Origin of the sequence: Enterovirga rhinocerotis (assembly GCF_004363955.1) — a bacterium.
Taxonomy (GTDB): Bacteria; Pseudomonadota; Alphaproteobacteria; order Rhizobiales; family Beijerinckiaceae; genus Enterovirga; species Enterovirga rhinocerotis.
Map to the genome: position 1 here is coordinate 172,283 of NZ_SNZR01000018.1, position 15,449 is coordinate 187,731.

Sequence of the window (15,449 nt, forward strand, 5' to 3'; positions counted from 1 at the left end):
GCTCCCGATCGCGCCTCAGCTCTCCCCGAGGCCGAGAAGGGTCAGCACCTCGCGGCGAAGCTCGACGATGCGCGGGTGGTCGCGGTGGCGCGGATAGGGAAGGTCGTTGCGGATCTCGGCCTGGATCCGAGCGGGCCGGTCGCTGAAGACGATCACCCGCTGCGCCAGGATCAGGGCCTCTTCGACGTCATGGGTCACGAGGAGGGCGGTGAAGCCGGATTCCTGCCACAGCTTCACGAGTTCCGCCTGCATCGCGATCCGGGTCAGGGAATCGAGCTTGCCCAGCGGCTCGTCGAGGAGGAGCAGGTCCGGATCGTTGACGAGCGCCCGAGCGAGGGAGACGCGCTGCGCCATTCCGCCCGACAGCTGGTGCGGGTAGGCGCCCGCGAACTCTCCCAGCCCGACGAGAGCGAGCGCCTCGTCCACCTGCCCGCGATCCCGGCGCAGCCGACCCTGGGCCTCGAGGCCCAGCGCGACATTGTCGAAGACGGTCCGCCACGGGAACAGGGTCGGATCCTGGAAGACGAGAATGCGCGACGGATCGGGACCTGTCACAGCCTTGCCGCGGACGAGCACGTCGCCCGCGACGGGAAGGTCGAGACCGGCGACCAGCCGGAGAAGCGTGGACTTCCCGCAGCCGCTCGGTCCGAGCAGCGCCACGAACTCTCCGGGCGCAGCCGACAGGCTGACATCCTCCAGGACCGGAAGCGGGCGACCATCGAGCGCGAAGGCCTGACTGACGCCGCTGAGGTCGAGCGCCGGTGAAGCCGCTCCGCCGAGGGGCGGTGCCTCGGCGCGCGAAGCGGACCCATGCGTTGCCACGACGCTCACCATTGGACCAATCCCTTCTGCCAGGAGAGCAGCCAGTCGCGGATCCGGAACAGGAGCGTGATCAGGCCCGAGCAGGCGATCGCCATGACCAGCAGCGCCGCATACATGTTGGCATAGGCCGCCCAGCCCTGAGCCCATTGCAGGTACCAGCCGAGCCCGGACTTCACCCCGAGCATCTCGGCCACCACCAGCACGGCGAACGAGCCGCCGAGCCCCATGAACAAGCCGACGAAGACATGCGGCAGCGCCGCGGGAATGGCGACCTTGAGGATCAGGAAGCGGTTGCTGGCGCCGAGGGTGCGGGCGACATCGTAATAGGCCTTGTTCACCCCCGCGATCCCCGACCAGGTCAGCACCGTCACCGGAAAGCCCGTCGCCAGCGCGACCAGGAAGGTCGAGGCGGACCAGCTCGTCGGGAAGATGAAGAAGGCGAGCGGCAGCCACGCCGTCGCGGGAAGCGGCCCGATGAAGCGCAGGATCGGATGCGCCCAGTATCCGACCGCCTTCGACCAGCCGATGGCGACCCCGGACACGAACCCGACGGCCGCCCCGATCAGATAGCCGCCGGCCAGCAGGAAGGCCGAATGCCAGACGGAATCGAACAGACGCGCGTAATCGTCGACGAAGACCTCGGCGATCGCCTGAGGGGGCGGAAAGAACGGCATCGGCAGCCACAGGCGCTTGGCCGTGGCGAGCTCCCAGACGAAGAGGAAGCTGCCGAGCAGGATCAGCCACGGCGACCACGATCGGAGGCGGGCCGCGAGAGGCCCCGTCCGATCGCCCCCGATCGAGCCGATCGCCAGAGCGACGCCGATCAGCCCGGCGACGATGGCGAACTCGTTCGTGTAGCCGAACTCGGCCGCATCCGGCAGCCGGGCGGCAAGGGCGGACAGGGCCAGCCAGATGCCCCCCGCGAGAAGGGCAGCGTAGATCGGCCTCCACCGGATCCGATCCTCGGCCGGCGCGGTCGTCTCGTTTTGCAGCGCGATCGTGCTCATGGCGACCTCAGCTCAGGACGTCGGCATAGACCCGGTCCGCGAACTTCGCCGGATCGGTGCTCTTGCGGATGACGTTCACGACCTTGAGTTCGTCGATGTAGAGCGCGATTTCCTTCTTGAGGTCAGGCCCGACCGGATGGTGATGATGGGTCTGGCTCCCCAGCATGGCGGCGAGATCCTCGATCGAGCCCTTGCCTCCGTAGCCGGAAAAGATCTGAGCGGCCGTCCTCGGCTCGGTCGCCACGATGTGCCCGCCTTCCAGCACGGCCTTCGTCAAGGCCGCCGCGACCGCCCTGTCGTCCCGCACGAGAGCGCCGCGAAGAGCGAGCACGCAGCACGAGCGGTTGGCGAATTCACCGGTGAGATTGGTCGCGATCTCGACGAGCTTGGGGTCCTTGAGAAAGATGTAGGTCCGCGGATCGGCATCGGCGAGCGCCTGTGCCTCGCCCTTCTCGACCGCGAGCGGCAGGAGATCGGCCGGGTAGTTCCGCCAGGTGACGTCCCGCTCGGGATCGATGCCCTGCTTGGCGAGCAGCAGCCCGAAGAAGTTCTTCGCGGGCGAGGCCTGGTCGCTGATCGCGATGGTCTTTCCCTTGAGCGACGCGAGCGTCGTCGTTCCGATCGCCTTCGAGCCGACCAGCCTGAGGCAGCCGCCATGGACGCCGGTGGTGATCTTGACGTCGAAGCCCTGTTCGAGCGGCTTCAGCCAGCGCAGCGCCATGCCGATGCCGCCATCGGCCTTGCCCGTCGCGATGGCCTCCAGGAGTTGCTCCGTCGAGCCGCCGAAATTCACGAACTCGACGTCCAGTCCGTACTTGGCGAAGATGCCCTTCTCCTTCGCGACCGGCGCCGCGGCCGTGCAGATCGCCGTCGCGTTCCAGGCGAGCGAGATCTTTCGGAGCTGGCCCGCCGGCGTCCCGTCTGCCGCAACCCGGCAGATCGGCGGGAAGAGGAGCTCCGGCGGAAGCGGCGCGATGCCGGCCGAGGTCGGCGAGGCGAAGACGCCGAGCGGAGCCGCCATCCCGAACAGGCCCGCACGGCGCAGGAAGGCGCGGCGGGAGCTCGACGGAAACGGGTCAGAGGTGGTCATGATCGCTGTCCTGGTCGGAGGAAAAGAGGGCGACGGCGAGTTGTCGTAAGATCAGGGATCGGGCTTCGGTCACGTCGCGATGCGGCCGGGCGCGTATGCCAGGGAAGGAGCGAAAGACACCCGAGGCCGTCTGATGAATGTCTTCGATCGATCCGGACATCTGCAATCCGATAGTCGGCCGACTACTCCTATCGAGCGCATCGACGACTATGATCCTAGGCCCAGAACTCCGAGATAAAATCGCTTATTTGGCGACGGAATGGGAAGGCCGTTCCCGATGATGCCGCCCTGCGAGACGGCTTCACCCCGCCGGCACAAACCGCACCCCACCGTCGGCGCCGATGGAATCTTCTCGCACCGGCGAATCCGTGCGGTCGCGCGCAGCCTGTCCCGCATCCGTGATTCCGGCCGTGCACATGGCCGTGACGGGGTGCAGATGGCAGCGTCGTCACCCGCTCGGAACGAACCGCTCCCGACGACGCGACAAGGCGATGGATCTTCTCGCACCCATCGTTCTTTAAAACGAACAAACTCTTGACCTCCGCAAGGTCTCGCGGCGATCATCGAGCCGACTTCACACAGGCCTCGAAGTCTCCGGCGAAAGATTTGGCTGAGACGATCGAGCGTTTTCAGGCATCCGCCACCATCAAAGATGCCGGCCGGAAAATCTTGCGAGGAACAATATCGATATGGGGACCTTCGTCGACATCACGGCTAAGGACGGCAGGTCGTTCAAGGCCTTTCTGGCTGAGCCCGAGACGCCCAACGGGGCCGGGCTGATCGTCCTGCCGGAAGTCTACAATGTGAACGAGTGGGTGAAGAGCGTCGCGGAGCGCTATGCCTCGCGGGGCTTCACCGTGCTTGCCCCCGATCTGTTCTGGCGCCAGGAGCCGGGCGTTCATCTCGGCTACGACCAGCCGGAGCGGGCGCGGGCGCAGGGCGAGGAGGTCGATGTCGATGGCGTCGTCAGCGATCTCGGCCCTCTGGCGGCCGAACTGCGACGGCGCCTCGGCAGCGCAGCGAAGGTGGGCGTCATCGGCTTCTGCCTCGGCGGGCGGATCGCGCTCCTCGGCGGCATCCGCGAACCGGTGGACGCGGTCGTCGCCTATTACGGCGTCAAGCTCGACCGTCATCTCGACGAGTTGCCGAAGCTCTCGGTTCCCGCGCTGATCTATTTCGGCGCCGACGATCCCTGGATCCCGGGGGAGACCGTCGACGCGGTGCAGGCGATCTATTCCGACCACCCGAACGTCGAATTCTTCCGATACCCCGAGACCGGGCACGCCTTTGCTCGCGAAGGCTACGAGCCCTACCGGCCGGACGCCGCAAAACTGGCCGAGCAGCGAGCGCTCGAACTGTTCGGCAAAGCGATCGTCGGCGGCGCCTGACGGCAGCCATCCTTCGCGCGGATCCGGCCGCGGGCCCTCGCGCAGACATCAGCAACTGGAGACCTCCATGACCACCCGGACCGCGCGAGGCAGCGCCTTTCATCCGCCGGCGCCTTTGACGCGACGTGCCATCCTGGCCGGCACGGCAGCCGCCGCCGTGGCCGGCCACGCGGGCAGCGCCCTGGCGCAGGAGACGCTCAAGATCGGCGTCCTGGGGACCATCACCGGGCCCGGCGCGACCTGGGGTCTCGGCATCGACGGCGGGGCGCGGATCGCGGCCGACGAGGTCAATGCCCGCGGCGGCCTCAAGGTCGGCGGCAAGGCCTACAAGGTCGAGATCGTCTCGTATGACGACCAGTATCGCGCCGCCGCCGCCGTGACCGCGATCAACCGTCTGATCGGCCCGGACGGCGTGCGCTTCGTGCTCGGGCCCATCGGCTCGGCCTCTCTGCTCGCGATCAAGCCCATCACCGAGCGCGAGAAGGTCCTGCTGTTCACCGCGAGCTGGTCGGCGGAGGTGCTGAAGGACAGCCGCTACATCTTCCGCGTCGGTCCGACGACGCAGGAATTCGCGCCCGCGACGGTCGCCTGGCTGAAGCAGAACCGGCCGCAGGTCAAACGGGTCGCCACGCTGTCTGCCAATGACGAGACGGGCTGGAACAGCCAGCGGATCCAGAAGGCGGCCTATGCGGCGGGTGGCCTCGAGATCGTCGCGGCCGAGCATTTCGAACGCCAGCAGAACGATTTCCGGGCCCTGCTGACGAAGCTGCTCGCCGCCCGCCCCGACAGCATCGAACTCGACACGACACCGCCCCCGACCGCCGGTCTCGTCGTCCGTCAGGCCCGCGAGCAGGGCTTCAAGGGTGGGTTCACCAAGTTCGGCGGGTTCGACGTGGCCGAACTCGTGCGCACCGCGGGCGCCGACAACGCCGAGGGCGTCATCGGCATCCTGCTCGGCGATCCGGCGAGCGCCGAATGGGCGAAGCTGCAGCAAGCCTATGCGCGCCACCACAGCAACGCGATGGGCGACTTCGTCGTCCCCTTCTACGATTCCGCGCGTCTCCTCTTCCACGCCATCGAGGCATCCGGCACGGTGACCGATTCCGACAAGGTCGTCGCGGCGCTGGAGAAAAGCGCACCGTTCCGGGGCGCGGTCGGCGAGCTGACCTGGGGCGGCAAGGCGGCCTATGGCGTCGACCACCAGATCTACGGGCCGGTCTTCCTCACCGAGATCGTCAAGGGCAAGGGCAACGTGATCGGCAAGGTCGCCCTCGTCTGAGCCGGCGCCGCGTCTAGAGCGCGCTTCTGTTTCAGGGAAACAGAAGCGTGCTCTCAGTTTCTGTTGTTGCACGCTGCTTTCTGGAAGCCGGATTCCCCTTCCACGCAGCATGCTCAAGGCAGGGGCAGCGAGGAGCCGCCCCGTTTCGGGTCCCTGAATGTTTCAGCAATTCCTCGTCGTCCTCGGCCTGACCGCGGCGATCTATATGCTGCTGGCGCTCGGCTTCACGCTGATCTTCGGCATCATGCGCGTGGTGAACTTCGCCCACGGCGAGTTCGTCATGCTCGGCGCCTACGCCGTCTATGTCCTCCAGGACGTCGTCGGCCTCGACTACTTCGTGGCGCTGCCGCTGGCCGCTCTCCTGGTGGGACTCGCCGGGGTGCTGGCCGAGATCCTGATCTTCCGCCGTTTCACCGGCGACGAGCTCGGCAGCATGATCGTGGCGCTGGCGCTGGCCGTCAGCCTCAAGGGCGCCGTCACCGTCATCTTCGGCGTCGAGGGACCGCCGATCAGCCGTGCCATCACCGGCGCGGTCGAGATCGGCGGCACGCTGCTGCCGAAGGACCAGCTCTTCGCCGCCGCCGTGGCGGTTCTGGCCGTGGCCGCGACGCATCTCCTCATGACGCGCTCGCGGCTCGGGCTCGCCATGCGGGCGGTCGCCCAAGCGCCGGACGTGGCGCGGCTCCAGGGCATCTCTCCGTGGCGGACTTATCCGGCCGCCTTCGCCATCGGCTGCTTCCTGGCCGGCCTTGCGGGGGCTCTCACCGCGCCGCTCTACAGCATCGAGCCGCATATGGGCGATGCCGCGCTGATGCGCGCCTTCGTCGTTGTCGTCCTCGGCGGGCTCGGCAGTATTCCCGGCGCCCTGATCGCAGCCTTCGTGCTCGGCGCGGTCGATGCAGGCATGTCGATCCTGTTCAACCCGACCATCGCCGCGCTCACGTCCTTCGGCATCGTCATCGCCGTGCTCATCGCCCGCCCGGCCGGCATCCTCGGGAGGGCATGACGATGCTGCAGGTTCTCATCGGCGCCGCCGCGGCCGCGCTCGCCGCGCTTCCCTTCCTCGCGTCCGACGCCTTCCTCTACCATGTCGCGATCCTCATCGGCATCGAGGCGCTGCTGGCGCTCAGCCTTCATCTGACGCTGCGCATCGGCCAGCTCTCGCTGGCGCAGGCTGCCTTCATGGGCATGGGCGCCTATGCCTCGGCGCTCCTGACGCGCGACCTCTCGCTGCCCTTCCCCGCGGCCTTCCTGGCCGCGGTGCTGATCCCGGCGGCCATCGCCGCAGTGCTCGGCACCGTGATCCTGAAGGTGCGAGGCGTCCATTTCGCGCTGCTCACCTTCGTGCTCGGACAGGCCGTGGTGCTGATCTTCGTGGAGTTCGTCGTCCCGTTCGGCGGCAATAACGGGCTGATGCGCATTCCGGGGGCTGAGATCGCCGGCCTGCCGCTCCAGTCGCGCCCGGCCTTCTATGCCCTGACGCTCGTCGTGCTGGGCGCCGCCTTCGCCGTCGTCGCACGCCTGGTCCGCGGCGAAACGGGCCGGATCCTCGACGGCCTCGCCGCGAACGAGGCGCTGACACAGTCCCTCGGCATCGATGCCCTGGCCTGGCGCAGGCTCGTCTTCGCCGTGTCCGGCGGCGTCGCCGGAGCCGCCGGCAGTCTCTACGCTCATTACCTCGGCTACATCTCGCCGGAGGCCTTCGGCATCACGGCTACGATCAACGCACTGATCATGAACGTCGTCGGTGGGGTGGCACTGCTGGCGGGACCGCTGATCGGCGCCGTCATCCTCGTGCCGCTTCCCGAGCTGTTCCGGTCCGCGTTGCTCTACCAGCAGCTCTTCTACGGCCTCTCGCTGCTGGCGCTGATGCTGTTCATGCCGCGCGGCCTCGGCGGCCTCGTCGTCGCAAGACGGCATGCCCGATGAGCGCGCTCCTGAGCGTCAACGAGCTGTCGCGCAGCTTCGGCGGCATCAAGGCCGTCGCGGGTGTCGGCCTTTCGGTCGACCAGGGTGAGATCGTCGGCCTTGTCGGCCCGAACGGTGCCGGCAAGACGACTCTGTTCAACCTGATCACCGGCACGCTGAAACCGGATGCGGGACAGGTGGTCTTCGGTGGCCGCCGGCTCGTCGCCGGCGAGCCGGGCGCCAATGCCCGCCTCGGACTCGCCCGCAGCTTCCAGCAGGCGACCACCATCGCGGACCTTTCCGTCCGCGCGCATCTGGAGCGCGCAGCCGTGTTCCCCGCGCTCGGGCGGCCTTCCTTCCTGCTCCGCCGCTCGGCCGTCATGGCCGTCCGCGAACGCGCCGCGGCGACCGTGCAGGAGATCCTGGTCTTCGCGGGCCTCGATCGCGTCGCGGAGGAATCCGCGGACGCCCTCCCCTACGGCCTGCAGAAGATCCTCGGGGTCGCCATGGCGCTGGCGACCGGCCCGAAAATGCTTCTCGCCGACGAGCCGGCGGCGGGCCTCAACGGCGCCGAGACGCTCGTCATGGAGGCGCTTCTGAGGCGGATCCGCGACACTCGCGGCATCGCCTTGATGGTGATCGAACACGATGTACCGCTGGTGATGCGCCTCAGCGACCGGATCGTGGCGCTCGCTCACGGTACCGTCATTGCGGAAGGCAAGCCGGCCGAGGTCCGGGCGGACCGTGCCTTCATCGAGGCTTATCTCGGCGGCGAGGCCGATTTCGGCGCCGCCTCGGGGCCGGAAGGGGAGGCCCATGCGGCTTGAGCTTCAGGACGTCTCGGCGCGCTACGGCGCGGTTGTGGCTCTCGACCGGATCAGCGTCGTGGTGCCTTCGGGCACGACGGCGGCGATCATCGGCGCCAACGGTGCCGGCAAGTCGACGCTGCTCGGAACGATCACGGGGCTCGTCCCTCTCGCGGGCGGACGCATCCTCGTCGACGGAGCCGATCTCGCCGGCCTGCCGACCGAGCAGCGGGTGCGCGGCGGCATCGCGCTCTCGCCCGAGGGCCGACGCCTCTTTCCCGAGATGACGGTCGGCGAGAACCTCCTGTCCGGAGCCTATGCACGGCGCGACCGGCGCGCCGTCGCGGCCGATCTCGAGCGGGTCTTCGCGCTGTTTCCGAGGCTCCTCGAGCGGCGCGGCAATCTCGGCCGCAACCTGTCGGGCGGCGAGCAGCAGATGTGCGCCATCGGCCGCGCGCTCATGGCCGCGCCCCGGCTTCTCCTGCTCGACGAGCCCTCCCTCGGGCTCGCTCCCGCCGTCGTCGTCGACATGGCGCGAGCCATCCGGGCGATCGCCGCGACAGGCGTGACGGTGGTGCTGGTCGAGCAGAACGCTCGGCTCGCGCTCGCGCTGGCCGAGACGGGCCACGTCCTCGAGGCCGGCCGCCTCGTGCGCTCGGCGCCTGCGCGCGACCTCGCCGACGACCCGGAGGTCCAGCGCGCCTATCTGGGCGAATTGCTGCCCGCAGACCGTAGGGCCAGCACGAACGGCGCGGCGATCTGCGCCCCGGTCGTTCGATGAAAACGTGTGCCCGGTTCGAAGGGTCTTGCCTGGCCTTCGCCGCTCGCAGTTCCACCGAATTGCACCAACCCGCTACGAATCCCATGCGCGGCGCCCAGAAAAGCGCAAAACATTCTGCTTCCGGCGACGTATTTGGAACATATCTCTAGTTGACGTATAATATTCGCACCGTCAAACATGCTTTGAAATAACATTCATGCCACGCCGACGCGGTCGGCGGCGTCGACACATTCATGGAGCCGCGAAGGTCAGCGGATGACGATCTCGTCTTTCCACAATCGGTCTCCGATCTCCTTGCCTGAACGAGGCGTGCCGCGCTCGACGCCGGACCTGTTCCGTCAGGCGATGCGGCAACTTGCGGGGGGCATCAGCGTCATCACGGTCGGCGAGGCGGATGACCGGACCGGCCTCACCGCCACCTCGGTCAGCTCCCTTTCGGTCGACCCTCCGACGCTCATCGTCTGCGTCAACCTCTCCTCGTCGAGCTGGCCCCTGATCGAGCGATACGGGCGCTTCGGCGTCAATCTCCTCGGCGAGGGTCACCGCGCGATCGCGGACAGGTTCGCGGGCCGCGGGGGCGAGACGGGAGCCCGCCGCTACGACGGAGCGTTCTGGGAGACCTTCGTCACGGGCGCCCCGATCCTCAAGGGCGCGCTCGCGGCGCTCGACTGCGAGGTGGACGAGGTGATCGTCAGGCATTCCCACGCCATCGTGATCGGCGGCGTCGCCGCCGCCCGGATCGGCGAAGCCTCCGCGCCGCTCGTCTACTGGCAGGGCCGTTACGTCGAGTTCACGCACGACTGAGGTCAGCCCTCCTCCACCTCCTTGCGCAGGCGCGGCGGTCCCGCGGAACCGAACCTCGGCAGCCGGCGCGAAACGCATGACGAAGCACGGGATCGATCGTGACCAAGAAGCAGATCAGGATGAACGCGTTCGACATGAACTGTGTCGGACACATCTCCCACGGCATGTGGACGCATCCGCGCGATCGCTCCGCCCATTACACCGACATCGCGTACTGGCAGAATCTGGCCGTCACGCTCGAGAAGGGGCTGTTCGACGGCCTCTTCATCGCGGACATCATCGGTCTCTACGACGTCTATAAGGGCGGGCCGGAGACGGCCCTGCTCGCCGGCGCGCAGACGCCGCTCAACGATCCGATCGTGCTGGCGCCCATCATGGCCGCCGTCACGAAGCACCTCGCCTTCGGCATCACCGTCAACCTGACCTACGAGCAGCCCTACCTCCTGGCGCGCCGGTTCTCGACGCTCGACCACCTCACCCGGGGCCGCATCGGCTGGAACATCGTCACGGGCTATCTCGACAGCGCCGCGCGGGGGCTCGGAGGCGACAAGCTCCCGAACCACGACGCGCGCTACGACGTCGCCGACGACTTCATGGAGGTGGTCTACAAGCTCTGGGAGGGCAGCTGGGACGACGATGCGGTCCTGCGCGATCGCGAGCGCGGCGTCTTCGCCGACCCCGCCAAGGTGCGGCGCGTGACCCATCGCGGCCCGCATTACGCGGTGGATGCCATCCATCTGAGCGAGCCCTCGCCGCAGCGCACCCCGCTTCTCTATCAGGCAGGTTCGTCGGATCGCGGCCGGCGCTTCGCCGCCGACCATGCCGAGTGCATCTTCGTGAACGGGTGGAACCCGAAGGCGATGGGGGTCATCGTCCGCGACGTCCGCCGGCGGGCCATGGAATCCGGGCGCCGGCACGACGACATCAAGGCCTTCGCCGGCATCTCGGTCGTCACCGCGCCGACTGAAGCCGAGGCGCGGGACAAACATGCCGAGTACCGCCGCCACGCCAGCGTCGAGGGCGCGCTCGCGCATTTCTCGGCCTCGATCGGGCTCGACCTCTCGCGCTACGGCTTGGATGAGCCGATCGGCTTCGTGAAGAACGATGCCAACAACTCCGCTCTCGAAGCGATCACGAAGCGCAGCCCGGACAAGGTCTGGACGGTCAGGGGACTGCGCGAGCAGATGGCGGCCGGCCTCGGCAGCCGCCATCCGCCCATCGTCGGCAGTCCATCTCAGGTCGCGGATCAACTCGTCGACTGGATCGAGGAGGCCGATGTCGACGGCTTCAACCTCATCCGCACGGTGACGCCGGAGAGCGTCGAGGATTTCGTCGCGCTCGTCGTGCCCGAGTTGCAGAACCGGGGACTTTACAAGACGGCCTACGAGGACGGGCCGATCCGGCAGAAGCTGTTCGGCACGCCGCGCCTGCCGGCACGTCATCGCGGCGCGAGCTTCCGGCCCGGCGCGGGGCATCGGGCCGCCGAATAGCGGCGCGCGCCTGGCCGGCATGGTCTCGACCGAGCGCCCCCTCCCCTCTGTCGCCTTCCCCTCGGTCCGCCCGCCATGGCCGACGCCATGCGGAACAGTCATCTCCATCCCAATCCGACGATAGAACGAAGACGATCTTATAAGCCAGAATTTATAATTTCATCTTCTGGACAAGACATTTATCAGATGCAATCCTGCGTATATTCTTACATATAGTGACAGTTTACGACGCCAATCCGGCCCAACCCGCGCAATTTTCTCTTATTCGCAGGAGATATGTCATGACGATCATCCTTCAGGTCAACTACCGTCCCAGCTCGGCGCAGGCGGCGGCGCCGGAACCGAAAAGGATCGAGTCGGCCCGGCGCATCGCCGACACCGTCGGCGGGCTGCATTGGAAGGTCTGGATCGGCAGCCAGGAGGATGGGCTGCGCGGCGGCATCTACCTCTTCTCCGACAGGGCCAGCGCGGAGGCCTGGGCCGAACAGGATCTGCGCCCGCGGCTGACCGAAGGCGGCGGCTCGGACATCCTCATCCGGTATTTCGAGGTCGACGAGGCCCTGAGCCGGATCACCCGGGCGCCGATCGAGCCCGCCCGCGTCGCAGCCTGAGATCCCTCGGATGCCGGGTCAGCCGCCCCAGGAGGCGATCGACGAACTCGCCCGCTTTCCCCTGCTCGATGCCCTGTTCGGCCGCCGGTCACGGCGGTTCGGCCTCGGCATGAGCATTCCGGACGGGCCGCTCGCCTATGCGTCGCGCCACGCGCCCCAGCCCCTGAGCGAGGCCGAGCGCCTCGTTCTCATCGCAGCCAGCGTCGGACTCAGCGGCTGGAACCTCGGCATCCCACATACGGAATCGGGCGACCCGGAGGCGGGGAACAATTATCCGGTCCGGCCCATCGGCCGGACCTATCCGAGCGGCGGCGGCGCGCAGGGCTCCGAAATCCTCATCAACGACGATTCCGGGGCCTACATCACCCGCTTCCGAGACCTCGATGCGGACGCGATCCGAGAATATGCCGGTGCCGGAAGCCTCGAGCGGCTGCTCGACATCGTCCGCAGCAACGTCGTGCGGCTCGGCGAGCGCGTCGAACTGCCCGCCGAGCATCCCTTCATCGCCGCCCATAACCGCTGGGTCGCGAACAGGCCCGGCACGACGCTCTTCGTCCCGATCGCCGACCAGGTCGATTCCACGCTGAACCACCTCTGGATCAGGACCGGCGAAGGCGCGCCGATCACCGATCACCGGACAGGACGCGTGCTGGGCGATCCCTCGGAACTCATTGCGGACGGGTTCCTGAAGCCGGAGCGGGCGACGCCCCTCGCGGTGCTCGAGGCCAATTCGCGCATGAGCACGACGTCGGAGCTGGCTATCGCGGCCTACAACGTCCAGCTCGTCATGCAGGCCATCGGCCTCGGCGGCTGGCTCTTCTCCGGCATCAACATCCAGGCGCTGCTCGGTGGCTTTGCCGGCAAGGGCCTCCCGGGGTTCGGCTTCGACTTCGCTCATCGGGAGGGCTGGCTTCAGCCGGTCCCGCTCGGCCGGCGCGGCGTCTTCGAGCCGCTCGTGCCACCCTTCGTGGCGGACATGCACGAGGCCGTACGCCGCTTCGCCGACCGCAAGTTCGGACCCGGCGGCGTCTACGATCCGGCGCGTCCCGGCCCCTACCGCGACAACGGCGGCATCAAGGCCCGCACGGACCGGTATTCCGAGAGCTTCGTCCGCTATCTCGGGACGCTCGCCCAGGACATCTATGACACCTCCGGCCGCTTTCCGGCGACGCAGCCGAGCGTCAGCGTCGGCCCCTACACGCAGGCCCAGCACATCGATCTCGACTTCTACGACCGCTTCTACAAGGACGGAGCCTATCTCGACAGCCATCGCCGCCACCAGGCGCTGTGGCACGGCGAACGAACCGGGCCGATCCCGAGCGCGGACGCGCACCCGTAGCCGGCGGGGAGGTGAACGAAAACGTCTCACTTCCCTCGGGCGCCGAATGACGTCGAAGACCGCCCCTGATCTGCCTGCGGTATTTTCCCCCCGTGATGTGCTGACTGGGCAGTCGACCCATTTCTCCGACTCAACGAGATCGGAACGTGAAATCCGCATGTCCGGCCCGCGGCGCAGGAGATAGATCGATGCTGGGCGAGGCTGTCGGGTGCGGTCGCCCGCTTCACCCTCTATGCTGATGTGCGCAGCATTGCGTCTCGCTCTGACGAGCCGGGCTGGGTCCTTCCGATCATCAGCATTGAGAGGTTCGCCATGCCGGGTCGGCAAGCGAAGGTGATCGATCGCGCCCAGTTGCGGCGCATGCTGCTCCACGCGCGGCGCGGCAGGTTTCCCGAACGGAATGTCGCGCTCGTGTGTCTTTCGGTTCGAGCGGGGCTCCGGGCCTGCGAGATCGCGGGCCTGCGCTGGTCCATGGTGCTCGATGCCGGCGGCCGGATCGGCACCGAACTCGTGATCGACAGGAGGGTCTCGTCCTCACCCACGGCATCCGCGCCTTCAGCGACGCGCAGATCAGAGAGCTTGATGCCGCTCTCGTCGCCTTCGACGAAGGCAACGATCCCTACCAGGAGCACGATTTTGGTTCGATCGCGATCGGAGAGAAGACGGTCTTCTTCAAGATGGACGATTGCGATCTCGACCTGCAGGCCCATTCCCCCGATCCCGCCGATCCCAGCGTGACCCGCCGCGTGATGACCCTCATGCTGGCGGAGGAATACTGATGAGGCCGCGCCGACGGCCGAGGCTCGCGACCCGGCGCGGCACGGACGCCTACCGGCAGGGCGATCTGTGCGGGGTCTATGCGGTGGTCAATGTCGTCGGCGCGCTCTGTCCCGAACTCGACGAGGACAATGCGCGCTCGCTGTTTCGCAAGCTCGTCAGAGCACTCGCCAGCAATGTCGACAAGCCGATGGGAGCGGCCTGCTTCGGCGTGGACGGGCAGCCTCGCCCTTCGTCGGCACGATGAAGAACTCGGCGATCGGCGCCCTGAGGGCGCTACTCAGCTTATCGAGCACGTCATTGAGCATAATACAAGCATTCGACGAATCATTCAACAACGCATCGACATAACGTTATTAATATCTCAAATCACAAAACACACACTTATGTATAGCTGTATCAATACTGATGATAATTTACAACAATTACCAATCGCTTGATCCGGACCGAGACGCGGCTTGCAGCAGCATGGCGACGAAGGCCGTCACTTTTGCGGGTCGGAAGCGGGCGGTCGGATAGACGGCGTAGACACCGCCGGAAGGCAGGGTCCAGTCGGGCAGGACATGGACCAGGCCGCCCGACGCGATCGGTTCGGCGGCCACGAAATCTGGAAGCACCGACAGCCCCCCGCCGGCGAGCGTCGCCGCGAGCACGGCGGGCGTCGCGTTGATCGTCATCGCCGGCTGCATGCGAACCGTCCTCCGATCGAAATCGCCCTTTGTAAACTGCCAGACGAGCGCCTCCTGCAATGCGGCATTGGCGATGAAGGGCACGCTGCCGAGATCGGCCGGGTCCTGCGCTTCCAGCCCGTCGTGCAATTGCGGCGAGGCGACCAGGATCTGGCGAAAGGTGCCGATCCGCCTCGCATGCAGGCTGGAATCGTCGAGCCAGCCGACCCGGATCGACAGGTCGATCTGGTTCGCCAGAAGATCGGTGCGCGCATCCGACAGGACGAGATCGACCTGACAAGCGGGATAGCGGCGCGTGAAGGCCGCAACGATCGGGGAAACGGTCGAAGCGCCGTAGTCGTTGGGCGCGGCGATCCGCAGCATTCCACGAGGCTCGACGTTGGATTGCGCGATTTCGGCGATGGCGTCCTCTGCATCCCGCAGGATCATCACGCTGCGGGCATGGAGCAGGCGCCCCGCTTCGGTCGGCTCGACCCTGCGCGTCGTGCGCATGAGCAGCGTCGTCTGCAATTCCCGCTCGAGACGCGCGACCTGCTGGCTGACGACCGTCTTGGTGATTCCGAGGCGTTCGGCCGCTCGCGTGAACGATCCGGTATCGACCACTGCCGTGAGGTAGGCGAGACGATTGAGGTTGATCGCTTCCAAGCGGCAGGCCTTA

The 15,449-nt window shown here is 67.2% G+C and carries 16 protein-coding genes; 12 read left to right on the plus strand and 4 right to left on the minus strand.

Features of this window, described 5'->3' with window-relative positions:
• Window positions 1-15: 15 nt before the first annotated feature.
• The 3 genes from EV668_RS23815 to EV668_RS23825 are packed head-to-tail and all read right to left on the minus strand — an operon-like array spanning window position 16 to window position 2,919.
• Window positions 16-834, minus strand: coding sequence for an ABC transporter ATP-binding protein (locus EV668_RS23815; protein WP_133774935.1), 819 nt, complete (start codon window positions 832-834; stop codon window positions 16-18).
• Window positions 828-1,829, minus strand: coding sequence for an ABC transporter permease (locus tag EV668_RS23820; protein ID WP_133774937.1), 1,002 nt, complete (start codon window positions 1,827-1,829; stop codon window positions 828-830). The genes EV668_RS23815 and EV668_RS23820 overlap by 7 nt, the downstream gene beginning before the upstream one ends.
• A 7-nt stretch (window positions 1,830-1,836) precedes the next feature.
• Window positions 1,837-2,919 carry an ABC transporter substrate-binding protein gene (locus EV668_RS23825; protein WP_133774939.1) on the minus strand — a complete coding sequence of 361 codons (1,083 nt, stop codon included), beginning with the start codon at window positions 2,917-2,919 and terminating at the stop codon, window positions 1,837-1,839.
• A gap of 689 nt (window positions 2,920-3,608) precedes the next feature.
• Here EV668_RS23825 and EV668_RS23830 point away from each other — a divergent pair.
• The 12 genes from EV668_RS23830 to EV668_RS23885 all read left to right on the plus strand — a co-directional run bounded on the left by EV668_RS23830 (window position 3,609) and on the right by EV668_RS23885 (window position 14,349).
• Entirely contained in the window at window positions 3,609-4,307 is a 699-nt protein-coding gene (locus EV668_RS23830) for a dienelactone hydrolase family protein (protein WP_133774941.1), read from the plus strand.
• 67 nt (window positions 4,308-4,374) lie between these two features.
• Window positions 4,375-5,586, plus strand: coding sequence for an ABC transporter substrate-binding protein (locus EV668_RS23835; RefSeq protein ID WP_133774943.1), 1,212 nt, complete (start codon window positions 4,375-4,377; stop codon window positions 5,584-5,586).
• Between the two features lie 157 nt (window positions 5,587-5,743).
• A complete protein-coding gene (locus EV668_RS23840) occupies window positions 5,744-6,592 on the plus strand; it encodes a branched-chain amino acid ABC transporter permease (RefSeq protein ID WP_133774945.1) in 849 nt (282 codons plus the stop codon).
• Between the two features lie 2 nt (window positions 6,593-6,594).
• Entirely contained in the window at window positions 6,595-7,515 is a 921-nt protein-coding gene (locus EV668_RS23845; protein WP_166652619.1) for a branched-chain amino acid ABC transporter permease, read from the plus strand.
• Window positions 7,512-8,321: an ABC transporter ATP-binding protein gene (locus tag EV668_RS23850; RefSeq protein WP_133774949.1), complete on the plus strand. Its 810-nt coding sequence runs from the start codon at window positions 7,512-7,514 to the stop codon at window positions 8,319-8,321. The genes EV668_RS23845 and EV668_RS23850 overlap by 4 nt, the downstream gene beginning before the upstream one ends.
• Complete coding sequence (locus tag EV668_RS23855; RefSeq protein ID WP_133774951.1) at window positions 8,311-9,081, plus strand: ABC transporter ATP-binding protein; 771 nt, start codon at window positions 8,311-8,313, stop codon at window positions 9,079-9,081. The genes EV668_RS23850 and EV668_RS23855 overlap by 11 nt, the downstream gene beginning before the upstream one ends.
• A 255-nt stretch (window positions 9,082-9,336) precedes the next feature.
• Window positions 9,337-9,885: a flavin reductase family protein gene (locus tag EV668_RS23860; protein ID WP_245513407.1), complete on the plus strand. Its 549-nt coding sequence runs from the start codon at window positions 9,337-9,339 to the stop codon at window positions 9,883-9,885.
• Window positions 9,886-10,004: 119 nt separating this feature from the next.
• Window positions 10,005-11,375 carry an LLM class flavin-dependent oxidoreductase gene (locus EV668_RS23865; RefSeq protein WP_133775074.1) on the plus strand — a complete coding sequence of 457 codons (1,371 nt, stop codon included), beginning with the start codon at window positions 10,005-10,007 and terminating at the stop codon, window positions 11,373-11,375.
• A gap of 281 nt (window positions 11,376-11,656) precedes the next feature.
• On the plus strand, window positions 11,657-11,986 hold the full coding sequence (locus EV668_RS23870; protein WP_133774953.1) for a YdhR family protein: 330 nt from the start codon (window positions 11,657-11,659) through the stop codon (window positions 11,984-11,986).
• A 10-nt stretch (window positions 11,987-11,996) separates the two neighbouring features.
• Entirely contained in the window at window positions 11,997-13,325 is a 1,329-nt protein-coding gene (locus EV668_RS23875) for a hypothetical protein (protein WP_133774955.1), read from the plus strand.
• Window positions 13,326-13,738: 413 nt separating this feature from the next.
• Entirely contained in the window at window positions 13,739-14,104 is a 366-nt protein-coding gene (locus tag EV668_RS25785) for a DUF3768 domain-containing protein (RefSeq protein WP_208111620.1), read from the plus strand.
• Entirely contained in the window at window positions 14,104-14,349 is a 246-nt protein-coding gene (locus EV668_RS23885) for a hypothetical protein (protein WP_133774957.1), read from the plus strand. Before EV668_RS25785 ends, EV668_RS23885 begins: the two co-directional genes overlap by 1 nt.
• 178 nt (window positions 14,350-14,527) lie before the next feature.
• Here EV668_RS23885 and EV668_RS23890 read toward each other — a convergent pair whose 3' ends face one another.
• Window positions 14,528-15,436: a LysR family transcriptional regulator gene (locus tag EV668_RS23890; protein ID WP_133774959.1), complete on the minus strand. Its 909-nt coding sequence runs from the start codon at window positions 15,434-15,436 to the stop codon at window positions 14,528-14,530.
• Window positions 15,437-15,449: the final 13 nt, after the last annotated feature.

Coding starts and splice junctions, on each gene's coding strand:
- EV668_RS23840 (WP_133774945.1), top strand. CDS start 5,744: ATGTTTCAGCAATTCCTCGTCGTCCTCGGCCTGACCGCGGCGATCTAT.
- EV668_RS23875 (WP_133774955.1), top strand. CDS start 11,997: ATGCCGGGTCAGCCGCCCCAGGAGGCGATCGACGAACTCGCCCGCTTT.
- EV668_RS23855 (WP_133774951.1), top strand. CDS start 8,311: ATGCGGCTTGAGCTTCAGGACGTCTCGGCGCGCTACGGCGCGGTTGTG.
- EV668_RS23845 (WP_166652619.1), top strand. CDS start 6,595: ATGCTGCAGGTTCTCATCGGCGCCGCCGCGGCCGCGCTCGCCGCGCTT.
- EV668_RS23825 (WP_133774939.1), bottom strand. CDS start 2,919: ATGACCACCTCTGACCCGTTTCCGTCGAGCTCCCGCCGCGCCTTCCTG.
- EV668_RS23860 (WP_245513407.1), top strand. CDS start 9,337: ATGACGATCTCGTCTTTCCACAATCGGTCTCCGATCTCCTTGCCTGAA.
- EV668_RS23870 (WP_133774953.1), top strand. CDS start 11,657: ATGACGATCATCCTTCAGGTCAACTACCGTCCCAGCTCGGCGCAGGCG.
- EV668_RS23820 (WP_133774937.1), bottom strand. CDS start 1,829: ATGAGCACGATCGCGCTGCAAAACGAGACGACCGCGCCGGCCGAGGAT.
- EV668_RS23885 (WP_133774957.1), top strand. CDS start 14,104: ATGAGGCCGCGCCGACGGCCGAGGCTCGCGACCCGGCGCGGCACGGAC.
- EV668_RS23835 (WP_133774943.1), top strand. CDS start 4,375: ATGACCACCCGGACCGCGCGAGGCAGCGCCTTTCATCCGCCGGCGCCT.
- EV668_RS23850 (WP_133774949.1), top strand. CDS start 7,512: ATGAGCGCGCTCCTGAGCGTCAACGAGCTGTCGCGCAGCTTCGGCGGC.
- EV668_RS23830 (WP_133774941.1), top strand. CDS start 3,609: ATGGGGACCTTCGTCGACATCACGGCTAAGGACGGCAGGTCGTTCAAG.
- EV668_RS23865 (WP_133775074.1), top strand. CDS start 10,005: ATGAACGCGTTCGACATGAACTGTGTCGGACACATCTCCCACGGCATG.
- EV668_RS23815 (WP_133774935.1), bottom strand. CDS start 834: ATGGTGAGCGTCGTGGCAACGCATGGGTCCGCTTCGCGCGCCGAGGCA.